9 protein-coding genes are annotated in these 10157 nt (G+C 70.9%); 4 read left to right on the plus strand and 5 right to left on the minus strand.

What is annotated here, in order from left to right; genetic code table 11:
* Positions 1–3: 3 nt before the first annotated feature.
* The gene (locus AC1DF3_RS25570; RefSeq protein ID WP_478141264.1) at positions 4–987 is read right to left on the minus strand and encodes a Bug family tripartite tricarboxylate transporter substrate binding protein; all 984 of its coding nucleotides are present in this window, start codon (positions 985–987) and stop codon (positions 4–6) included.
* A 139-nt stretch (positions 988–1126) separates the two neighbouring features.
* Between AC1DF3_RS25570 and AC1DF3_RS25575 the strand changes: the two genes are divergently transcribed.
* The 4 genes from AC1DF3_RS25575 to AC1DF3_RS25590 all read left to right on the plus strand — a co-directional run bounded on the left by AC1DF3_RS25575 (position 1127) and on the right by AC1DF3_RS25590 (position 5007).
* Entirely contained in the window at positions 1127–2038 is a 912-nt protein-coding gene (locus AC1DF3_RS25575; RefSeq protein WP_286538162.1) for a LysR family transcriptional regulator, read from the plus strand.
* A gap of 101 nt (positions 2039–2139) precedes the next feature.
* Complete coding sequence (locus AC1DF3_RS25580) at positions 2140–2490, plus strand: RidA family protein (RefSeq protein ID WP_478141265.1); 351 nt, start codon at positions 2140–2142, stop codon at positions 2488–2490.
* Between the two features lie 14 nt (positions 2491–2504).
* Positions 2505–3740, plus strand: a complete 1236-nt coding sequence (locus AC1DF3_RS25585; protein ID WP_478141266.1) for an NAD(P)/FAD-dependent oxidoreductase — start codon at positions 2505–2507, stop codon at positions 3738–3740.
* 118 nt (positions 3741–3858) lie between these two features.
* On the plus strand, positions 3859–5007 hold the full coding sequence (locus AC1DF3_RS25590; protein ID WP_478141267.1) for an alpha-hydroxy acid oxidase: 1149 nt from the start codon (positions 3859–3861) through the stop codon (positions 5005–5007).
* Positions 5008–5025: 18 nt separating this feature from the next.
* On the opposite strand, the gene AC1DF3_RS25595 is transcribed toward AC1DF3_RS25590, so the two are convergent.
* From AC1DF3_RS25595 to AC1DF3_RS25610, 4 genes are all read right to left on the minus strand, one after another.
* Positions 5026–5490 (minus strand): hypothetical protein, encoded by a 465-nt coding sequence (locus AC1DF3_RS25595; RefSeq protein ID WP_478141268.1) that lies wholly within the window; start codon positions 5488–5490, stop codon positions 5026–5028.
* Positions 5491–5595: 105 nt separating this feature from the next.
* Positions 5596–6477 (minus strand): MvdC/MvdD family ATP grasp protein, encoded by an 882-nt coding sequence (locus tag AC1DF3_RS25600; protein WP_286538069.1) that lies wholly within the window; start codon positions 6475–6477, stop codon positions 5596–5598.
* Positions 6474–7178, minus strand: coding sequence for a hypothetical protein (locus tag AC1DF3_RS25605; protein WP_478141269.1), 705 nt, complete (start codon positions 7176–7178; stop codon positions 6474–6476). The genes AC1DF3_RS25600 and AC1DF3_RS25605 overlap by 4 nt, the downstream gene beginning before the upstream one ends.
* The gene (locus AC1DF3_RS25610; protein WP_478141270.1) at positions 7171–10146 is read right to left on the minus strand and encodes a DUF6519 domain-containing protein; all 2976 of its coding nucleotides are present in this window, start codon (positions 10144–10146) and stop codon (positions 7171–7173) included. Before AC1DF3_RS25610 ends, AC1DF3_RS25605 begins: the two co-directional genes overlap by 8 nt.
* Positions 10147–10157 lie beyond the last annotated feature (11 nt).

Below are 10157 nucleotides of genomic sequence, written 5' to 3' on the forward strand. Positions count from 1 at the left end.
GGCTCACTCCGGCTGGATGTTGGCGCGCACGGCGACGGCGCGCATCAGCGGCAGCTCGGCCTCGAGCTGGGCGGCGGCCTGGGCCGAGCCGATGAAGCCGGGCTCGACACCCTGCTCGGCGAAGCCCTTGCGCACCGCCGGATCGGCCACCGTCTCGGCCAGCGCCTTCTCGAGCCGGGCATGCACCGCCGGCGGCAGGCCGCGCGGCGCGACCACCATGCCCCAGCTGTCGAGCACGGCCGATGGGAAGCCCGACTCGGCAAAGGTCGGCACGCCCGGCATCAGCGCCGAACGCCTGGCCGTCGTGACCGCGATCGCCTTGACCTTGCCGGCCTTGATCTGCGGCAGCGCGGCGGTCACGGTGTCGAAGGAGAAGGGCACCTGCCCGCCGATCAGGTCGGTCATGGCCGGGCCGCTGCCCTTGTAGGGCACGTGGACCAGGCGGATGCCCATCGCCTGCAGCGCCATCTCGGCCGCGAAGTGCGAGCTGGTGCCGGCACCGAAGGAGGCATAGGCGTACTTGTCGGGGGCGGCCTTGGCGGCCGCCACCAGCTCCTTCAGGTTGTTCACGGGCACGTTCGGGTTGGCCAGCATCACGAGCCCGACCCGGCTCACGATGCCGATCGGCTCGAAGCTCTTGACCGGGTCGTAGGGCAGCGTCTTGCGGATCGCCGGGTTCAGCGTGAAGGTGGAGGCCGAGCTCATCAGCAGCGTGTAGCCGTCGGCCTTGGCGTTGGCGACGTAGGCGGCGCCGATGGCGGTGCCGGCCCCGGGGCGGTTGTCGACGATCACGTTCTGGCCCAGCTTTTCGGCCAGCTTCAGGGCCAGCAGGCGGCCCTGGGCGTCGCCGCCGCCACCCGGCGGGAACGGCACCACCATCGTGATCGGCCGCGACGGCCAGGCGTCCTGCGCCATCGCGTGGGGGGCGTGCAGACCGAGTGTGCAAAGGGCGGCGATGCCGAGGGCGCGCAGGTGTTGGAGGTGCATGGCTGGGTGGGGGCGATGGGGCGGGAGGGGCAGCGAAGCCTCATCGTAGAAAGGCGAATGCCCTCCAGCAATATCAATGTTAGAAACCTTTCATTGCGATAATGGCAATCTTCATCAGGGTCATCCCGTGTCCAGGAACATCAGTCAGCGCGTGTTGCAGGAAAGCTCCTTGCGCCATTTCCTCGAGGTGGTGCGCACCGGCTCGGTCACGGCGGCCGCCGAGCGGCTGAACGTGGCGCCGTCGGCGGTCAGCCGGCACATCGCGCGGCTGGAGAGCGAACTCGACACGCTGCTGTTCGAACGCCGGGCGCGCGGCATGGTGCCCAATGCAGCAGGCGAACTGCTGGCCGCGCACGCCAAGCGCGCCTGGCAGGACATCGAGCGCGTCACCGACGACATCCTGGCGCTGCGCGGGCTGCAGACGGGGCAGGTGCGGGTGGCCAGCACCGAGGGCTTCGCGTCCGAGTTCCTGCCGAACCTGATCGCCGATTTCCAGCGCGACTACGCCGGCATCCGCTTCGCGCTCGATGTCCGCATGCAAGCCGAGATCCCGCAGCTGGTGCGCGACGGCGATGTCGACATCGGTGTCACGCTCAGCACCAGTTCCGAGCGCCACATCAACGTCGAGCTGCGCCACCCCTCGCCGATCCTGGCGATCATGGCGAAGGACCACCCGCTCGCGTCGCGGCGCCAGCTGGCGCTGTCGCAGCTGGTCGGCTACCCGATGGCGCTGCCCGGCCCGTATTCCACCTTGCGCCAGCTGTTCGACATCAGCTGCAGCCGGCAGGGCCTGCAGTGCGAGCCGGTCTTCCTGAGCAACCGGCTCGACGCCATGATCGCCTTCGCCGCCGCCGGCGGCGGCATCGCGCTCAGCGGCGAAGCGGCGCTGCGCACCCGGCTGAAGGCCGGCCTGGTGGTCGGCGTCCCGCTGCGCGACCGCGAGATGAACGAGCGCCATTTCGAGGTCCAGACGATGGCGGGGCGTACCTTGCCGGGGTCATGCCGGGCCTTTCTCGACCACCTCAGAGAGGTGCTGCACCGGGAGGGATGAAGCGCTTTGGGCATTGTGATTTTCGCAATGCATCGTTCAACAGATTGCCACGCCTGCATATTCCCAGCCACCCATAATCGACCGCATTTCAAAGCCGCCCCATGACAGCATCCGCACTTCCGTTCTCCAAGCTTCGCCAGGCCAGGGGCCTGGTCTTCCTGTCGGGCGAGATGCCCTTTGCCGACGACGGTCGCATCCCGGAGGGCATCGCGGCGCAGACCGCGCTGGTGCTGCGGCGCGTCGGCGCCACGCTCGCCACGGTGGGCCTGGGGCTGGACGACGTGGTGCAGGTGGCCGTGCACCTGGTCGACGGCGCTGACTTCGCCGCCTTCAACGCCGAGTACCGCCAGCACTTCCGCGACCCGCTGCCGGTGCGCACGACGGTGGTCGCGAGCCTGCTGGCGCCCGGCGCGCGGCTCGAAGTCACGGTCACCGCGGCCCGGCCCGACTGAAGGGCGCGGCGCAGATGGCGTGCGATGTCCTGGTCCTGGGTGCCGGCATGGTCGGCACCTGCACGGCGCTGCAACTCGCGCGGCGCGGGCACTCGGTGGCCCTGGTCGACCGGCGCCCGCCCGGCCGCGAGACCTCCTACGGCAATGCCGGGATCATCCAGCGCGAGGCGGTGGAGCCCTATGCCTTTCCGCGCGAGTGGGCGAGTGTGTTCGATGTCGCGTTCAAGCGCGGCATCGACGTCAACTACCACTTCAGCGCGCTGCCGGCGGTGCTGCCGCGCCTGGCCCGCTACTGGCACGCCTCGGCACCGGCCCGCTACGCACCGATCGCCCAGGCCTACAGCCGGCTGATCGAACACTGCCTGACGGAGCACCAGGCCCTGATGGACGAATCCGGCGCCGGCGATCTGGTGCGCAAGGAGGGCTACCACTTCGCTTTTCGCACGCCGGCGGCGATGGAGCAGGCCGTGGCGCGCGCCGCCGAGCTGGCGCGGCGCTACGGCGTGCGGCATGCGCTGCTCGACAGCGCCGCGCTGGCGCGCGCCGAGCCGGGCTTGCGCCGGCCCATGGCGGGTGCGCTGCATTGGCTGGATCCATGGTCGGTCAACGATCCGGGCGCGCTGGTGGCGCGCTACGCCCGGCGCTTCGCCGAACTCGGCGGGCAGGTGGTCGAGGCCGACGCCAGCGGCTTGCGCCCGGTGGGCGGCGGCTGGCAGGTGCAGACGGCGGCCGGGCCGCTGGCCGCGCGCCACGCGGTGGTGGCGCTCGGGCCCTGGGCCGACCCGCTCATCGCGCCGCTCGGCTACCACCTGCCGCTGTTCGTCAAGCGCGGCTATCACCGCCACTACCGAGGCGGCCCCGGGCTGCGGTTGCCGTTGCTGGATGCGGAGCGCGGCCTGGTGCTGGCGCCGATGGCGCAGGGCATGCGGATCACCACCGGCGCCGAGTTCGCGCGCATCGGCGCGCCGGCCACGCCGGTGCAGCTCGACAAGGCGGAAGCCGCGGCCCGAGAACTGCTCGATCTGCCGCAGCCGGTCGAGCCCGAGCCCTGGATGGGCAATCGGCCCTGCACGGTCGACATGAAGCCGGTGATCGGGCCGGCGCCGAACCATCCGGGCCTGTGGTTCAACTTCGGCCATGCGCACCAGGGCTTCACGCTGGGGCCGGTGAGCGGCCGGCTGCTGGCCGAGATGATCGAGGGCAGTCCGCCGCTGGTCGACCCCGCGCCCTATTCGGCGGCGCGGTTCTGACCGACTGCTCGCAGCTGAAGCTGGCCGCGTCGTCCGGATGGCTGCCCGTGTAGGCCGCCACCTCGGATTTCGCAGTTCCTGGTGCGTTGAAGCGGCGGTCGGCTATGCTGAACACGACATGAACGCGATCACCTGCATCGAAGACCTGCGCGTGCTGGCGCGGAAGCGGGTGCCCCGGATGTTCTATGACTACGTCGACGGCGGGTCATGGACCGAGAGCACCTACCGCGCCAACGAGCGCGACTTCCAGCGCATCCTGTTGCGCCAGCGGGTGGCGGTGAATCTCGCGCATCGCAGCACCCGCACCACCATGCTGGGCCAGGAGGCCGCGATGCCGGTCGCCATCGCCCCGACCGGCCTGACCGGCATGCAGCGCGCGGACGGCGAAATTCTGGCGGCGCGCGCGGCGAAGGCCTTCGGCGTGCCGTTCACGCTGTCCACGGTGAGCATCTGCTCGATCGAAGACGTCGCCGAGGCCACCGGCGGCCACCCGTTCTGGTTCCAGCTCTATGTCATGCGCGATCGCTGGTTCGTCGAGCGCCTGATCCGCCGGGCGCACGACGCGAACTGCTCGGCCCTGGTGCTCACGCTCGACCTGCAGATCAGCGGACAGCGCCACAAGGATCTCAAGAACGGTCTCTCGGCACCTCCGCGGCTCACGCTGCGCAACCTGATCGACATGGCGAGCAAGCCGCGCTGGGCCCTGGGCATGCTCGGCACCCGGCGGCATGGCTTCGGCAACATCCTCGGCCACGTGAAGGGGGTCGAGGACATGGCGTCCGTGTCGGCCTGGACCTTCGCACAATACGACCCGACCCTCGACTGGGACGACGTCGACTGGATCCGCCGGCTGTGGAAGCGCAAGCTCGTGCTCAAGGGCATCCAGGATGTCGAAGACGCGCGGCATGCGGTGGCCGCCGGCGCCGACGCGCTCATCGTCTCCAACCACGGCGGCCGGCAGCTCGATGGCGCGCAGTCGTCCATCCGTGCGCTGCCTGCCATCGTGGAGGCCGTGGGCGACCGCATCGAGGTTCACATGGACGGCGGCATTCGCTCGGGCCAGGACGTGCTCAAGGCCGTGGCGCTGGGTGCCAAGGGCACCTACATCGGGCGGCCGATGCTCTATGGCCTGGGCGCACTGGGCGAAGCGGGCGTCAGCCGCGCGCTCCAGATCATCCACACCGAACTCGACCTCACGATGGCTTTCTGCGGGCGCACCGACGTCGGCGATGTCGATACCGGTGTGCTGCTGCCGGGCACTTGGTGACAGCGTCCGGCGGCTCGCTCAGGAACGGTCCAGGGACCCGTCGTCGGCCCGGGCCTGCGCGCCGCGCCGGGACCGTGCACGCTGCACCAGCAGCCCGATCAGCAGGGCCGCGGCCGCAGAACCCGCCAGTGCGCCCGAGGTGGTGAGCTGCTGCACCAGGCCGTCGACGGTCTCGACGCTGACCTGCTGCGCGTGGTGGACCAGCGCCACCATGTCGGCGGCGCCGACGTTCTGAAGATCGTCGATGCGCACGCCCGGATCCTGGCCGGCGTTGCGGAACCGGATCTTGGCGAAGATGCCATTGGCGATGGCCACCAGCGACAGCACGCCCAGGGGGCGCAGCAGCGTCTCGACCAGGCGGCAGCGCTCTTCCGCGGGGGCTGATTCGTAGACCTGCGCCACCAGCGCAGGGATCGCCGTCTCGGCGGTGGCTTCGGGGGATTCGGGTGTGCGGTCGTCAGGCCACGATGCGAAGGTTGCCATGTGTCTGCTTCCTTTCTCTGCATCCAGCATATTGGCGCGGCGATGCGGCAATTTGATGAAGGAACCGTAAAGCCGCGATGACTTTGCGCAACCGGATGTGGCGTGTCAGCCCTTGGTCAGCAGCCGCGCCGTGGCGCGCGCGATCGGCTCGTCGTCCTCGGCATCGTAGAAGGTGAATCCGGGCGACGGGTTGACCTCGAAGCAGATCCAGTCGCCTTCTGCGCTGCGGCGCAGGTCGATCCCGGCCATGACCAGCCCCAGCGATGCCGCCAGTCTGCGCACCCGGGGCCGGAGTTCGTCGGGCACCCGCCAGGGCTGCAGTCGAACGCCTGACTCCGCATAGCGATAGTCATCGGCTTCGGAGTCGATCGCGTGGCCGTGGATCTCGTCGCCGATCACATGCACGCGGTAGTCGGTGCCCGGCACGTATTCCTGGAACTGGGTCGGGCAGGTGGCGAGCCGGGCCAGCCGGTCGGCATCGTCCGCCGCCAGGCGCGAGACGATGCTGCGAACACCGCTGCTGGACTTGTAGACGATGCTGCCGTGGCGCCGCCAGAAGGCGCGCAGCGCATCGGGGTCGTTGGTCACGAGCGTGTCGGGCACCGCGAAACCCGCCTTCGCGATCAACGCCGACTGGTAGGGCTTGGAACTGTTCGATCCCATCGCGGACAGTCGATTGACGACCAGCGCCGGCGTCAGTTCGAGCCAGCAGGCCAGCGCCTCGTCGACCGCGCGGGCCGCGTCCTGGGGCCGCGCATAGACCGAGCGGACGAGGTCCAGCGCGCAGCGCTGGTCGCCGACCTGGATCCAGCCGCCGAGGACGCCATCGATCTCGATGTCGATCTCGATGGAAGTCTCGCCGGCGCGCGTCTGGTCGACCAGGAACATCGGCGTACCGAGACGGCTCAGCGCGGTGCAGACGGCGGCGATGGGCAGGTCCAGCGGCGAGCCCCACAGCAGCACGGGCCGGGACGGGCGGAGGCTCATGACAGGCTCTCCATCACGGCGTCGCCGATCGATCGGTCGGACAGGTCGGGCCAGCGGTCGGCGCCGACGAAGCGCGCATGGCCGTCGTCCGCATCGAAGAACACGCCGAGCAGCGCCATGCCGGCGCTATCGGCCAGCCGCCGGGCATGCGCGCGCAGCCGCGGATGCCCGTGGCCGATGACCGCCCGGCCGATGACGTCGAGGCGAACGCAGGCCTCGCCCGGAGGCGGCGGCGCCGGCATCGGCGACCCGGGCCGCAGCGCGAGCCGGACCGGCGCGACCGGAATGTCGAGGCCGAGCGCCAGCCGGACCCACTGCTCCCGGCGCCACACCGGCCCCGAGAGGGAGGGAACGAAAGGGCGGTTCATTACCGGGCATGCCAGCGCCGACAGCCAGGCCCCGAGAAAAGCGCTCATCTCGCTGGCCACGTAGTCGCGATCGGCCTCGGCCACGTGCGGCAGCTGCGCGGGCGCGATGGCGGCGAGCCGTGTGATCACGCCGCGCAGCGTCGATGCGGCGATGGCGCCGTCTTCCGCCACGGCGACCGAGGCGCCCGGATCGCCGACGCGAAGGCACCAGCCGGGGCGCGAGAGATCCGACGGTATCAACAGGCGCGCGCCCTCCGAGCGATGGTGGGCGACGAAAGCCCGCGCCGCGAGATCCCGTTCGTCGGCGAGCACGAGCAGCGGCCGATCAGCCACCTTTCTTGCTCTTGCCCTTGGTCTTGCCGGATGCCTTGGGCGGCGCAGGGGGGGCTGGCGGCTCCGGCGCGGCCGGCGGCGGCCCGACCTCCGGCCGCTGGGCGGGCGCGATGAACGAGCGCTGCAGGATCACCGGCGAAGAGATCACCGCCGGGCTGGCGATCACCGGGCTCACCACCGCCGGGCGCACCACCACGTCGCTGACCTTCTCGGCCAGCACCGCCTTGTCGAGGCGCACGGTCTTGTCGGCGGCGGCCTCCTTGTCCTTGTCCTTGTCCTTGCCCTTGACGCGCACGGTCACCGTGGCCTGGGCGCTGCGCCGCGGGTCGGCGACGCTGGTCGCGACCACGGCGAACACGCCGGCCGCGCCGGGTGCGACGTAGTTGCCCGAGGCGCTGACGGAGCCGCCGCTGCAGCTCCAGCTCACGCCGGTGTCGACACCCCCAGGGATCGCGACCCCGCTGCTGCCGACGCTGGCCGTGAACTGCTGCGAGGTGCCGGCGAGCAGCAGCGCCGTCGGCGGCGACACGCCGACCGCCAGGACCACCACGGTGAAGTTGGTGGTGAGCGTGGTCGTCAACTGCGAATTGGGAATTGCGGGCACGCTGGCCGTCACGTTGACCACGCTGCTCGACGGCGGCGCCGAGACCGTGATCGGGAAGCTCGCGCTGGTCTGCCCGGCCGGGATCGTGAGCGGGTTGCCGCCGTTCAGCACGACCGGGATCGCCGGCGCGCTGCTGGCCGACAGCGTCACCGTGACCGCCGACTGCGCGACGCTCGCGAGCACCACCTGGCCGGTCAGCGCGCCGTCGCCGAGCAGCACCGCCGCGTTCAGGCCGAAGCTGCGCAGCGAGACCGGCGTGGCGGCGAGCTGGAGGGTGAACCAGCTCTCGAAGTCGCTGTAGCGGCGCCCGCAGCCCGAGGGAAAGGCCAGGTCGGTGCGCAGGCTGTTGGTGCGCGATGCGCTCAGCCCGGGCTGGCCGCGGACCTCGCCGTCGAGATAGAGCCGCTCCTGCCCGAGGTCGCCCCAGATGAAATTGCCCTTCATCCGCACGCGCACGCGCGCCTGCCCGCCGCTCAGCGCATTGACCACGCTCTGGGCCGCCGGGCTGGGCACCCACAGCAGCGTGTTCGATTTCGCCTGCCAGCTGATCGGGTTGCCGGGCAGCACCACCGGCACGGGCATCGTCAGCGCGGGCTGGGCGTTGGCGGGCTGGTTCGGTACCGGTGTCGGAATTTCGACGGTGACGACCATCGAATTGTCGGAAACCGTCATCAGCGCCACGTTCGTCGGCACCGGCGTGCCCGTTCCCGGGTCGAGGTTGACCGTGTATTGCCCGATCGGCGCCCCGTCCATCGAGATCGACAGGCCGGCGACGAACTGCGACAGCTGCAGGACGTCGTCGTTCTGCCAGCTGATGCCGGTGACGTGGAGCGCCGGCGGGATGTCGGTCAGCGGCGCAAAGGTGCGCCGGCAGTCCGTGAGCAGGCTGCCGGCCGGGGCGCCGGCCCAGCGCAGCAGCCCGATGCGGGCGAAGTGATGCACGATGCCGGCCGGTGGCTGGGGGGCCGCATGGTGCCACTCGACGCTGGCCGTGGCGCCCGAGCGGGCGGGAACGAGCCAGTGGTCGCCGGTCGCGTACTGGCCGGCCGTGAACTGCACCTGCACGCCGAGCTCCAGGTCCAGCCAGCCGCCGCCGCCCGCCGGCACCACGGTCGCGGCACCGTCCCAGCGGCGCATCTTCGGATTCAGCGACGCATCGATCGGCGTCGGCGACGCGGCGAAGCTCACGGTCGAGGTGGCGGGCTGCACGGTGGCGATCTGGATCAGCTGCCCGGGCCGGCCGTGCAGTTCGTCGGCGGCGCCGATGATCTCGACCCACTGGCCGTTCGCCAGTCCCAGCGCGTCGTCGGGTCCGGTGCTGTCGACCGTCAGCGTGCTGCCGTTGAAGCCCCGGATGCGCGTGACCACGCTGCCGTTGTCGCGCGACCATTTGAAGGTCGCGCTGCCGTCGGTGCCGGCGTCGTGGATCTCGACCCGGTAGAGCTGGTTGTCGAGTCCGCGGTAGCCCCCGCCGGGCGGGATCAGGCAAGGTCCGCTCTGACCGAGCGACGGTGCCGCGCGGGCCGACAGCGCGCCGCTGGTGCCGCCGGTCAGCGCATCCCATTCGGGGAAGGCCGTGCCGCAGGCCGGCGCATCGGTCGCGGGCGGCGTGACCGCGAGCAGCTTCAGCTGGCGGATGGTCCTGGTGCGCACGGCCGTGTCGGGGCCGCCGAGCGCGCTCTCGCGGATGTCCGGATCGTCGAGCGCAGTGACCAGGCGCTGCCAGACGTCGAGGTAGGCCACGTACAGGCCCTTGGGCAGCGCCAGGGTGGCCGGGTTTGCGCCGGCCGCGGCGCTGGCGAAGTCGGGATTCGGAAAATCGGGCTGCGTCAGGTAGGTCGTGATCCGGCGCAGCACGCCGTTGAAGCTGCCGCTGGCCGGCGTCGGCGGCCGGGTGACGGCCCCCGCCAGGGTCAGCGTGAAGCCGCCGTCCGCGGCCGCCACGGCGGTGATGCGCAGCATCTGCGACGCGTCCGCCGTGACGTTCAGAAGCACCCACTGGCCGGCGCGGAAGTCGGCCAGATCGGCGCGCGGCAGGGCCACCAGCGCCTTGTTGTCGCCGCTGCTGCTGAAGGCCAGGCGCTGGCCCGGCTCGGCGTCGCAGGCGATCCCGTCGACGTAGTAGCGGCCCGAGGCGATCGTCAGGTCGCTGCCGTCGGCGGTGAGGGCCAGGCCGAAGCCCGGGTCGTCCTGCGGCGCGCCGCTCGGGCCGACGACATCGATGCCGAGGCGCTCGCGCCGATGGGCGTTGATCGACTGCTGCTCGTTCCAGTCGGCATCGAGTTGCACCCGTCCCTGCTGAAGCAGCACGTCGCTGTAGTGCTTGCGCGGATCGAAGGTGTTTCGGCTGAAGTCGGCTGTCATGTCGTTTCTCC

Source organism: Variovorax sp. 10N432 (genome assembly GCF_056394465.1).

Coding starts and splice junctions, on each gene's coding strand:
- AC1DF3_RS25580 (WP_478141265.1), top strand. CDS start 2,140: ATGACAGCATCCGCACTTCCGTTCTCCAAGCTTCGCCAGGCCAGGGGC.
- AC1DF3_RS25600 (WP_286538069.1), bottom strand. CDS start 6,477: ATGAGCCTCCGCCCGTCCCGGCCCGTGCTGCTGTGGGGCTCGCCGCTG.
- AC1DF3_RS25610 (WP_478141270.1), bottom strand. CDS start 10,146: ATGACAGCCGACTTCAGCCGAAACACCTTCGATCCGCGCAAGCACTAC.
- AC1DF3_RS25570 (WP_478141264.1), bottom strand. CDS start 987: ATGCACCTCCAACACCTGCGCGCCCTCGGCATCGCCGCCCTTTGCACA.
- AC1DF3_RS25590 (WP_478141267.1), top strand. CDS start 3,859: ATGAACGCGATCACCTGCATCGAAGACCTGCGCGTGCTGGCGCGGAAG.
- AC1DF3_RS25595 (WP_478141268.1), bottom strand. CDS start 5,490: ATGGCAACCTTCGCATCGTGGCCTGACGACCGCACACCCGAATCCCCC.
- AC1DF3_RS25585 (WP_478141266.1), top strand. CDS start 2,505: ATGGCGTGCGATGTCCTGGTCCTGGGTGCCGGCATGGTCGGCACCTGC.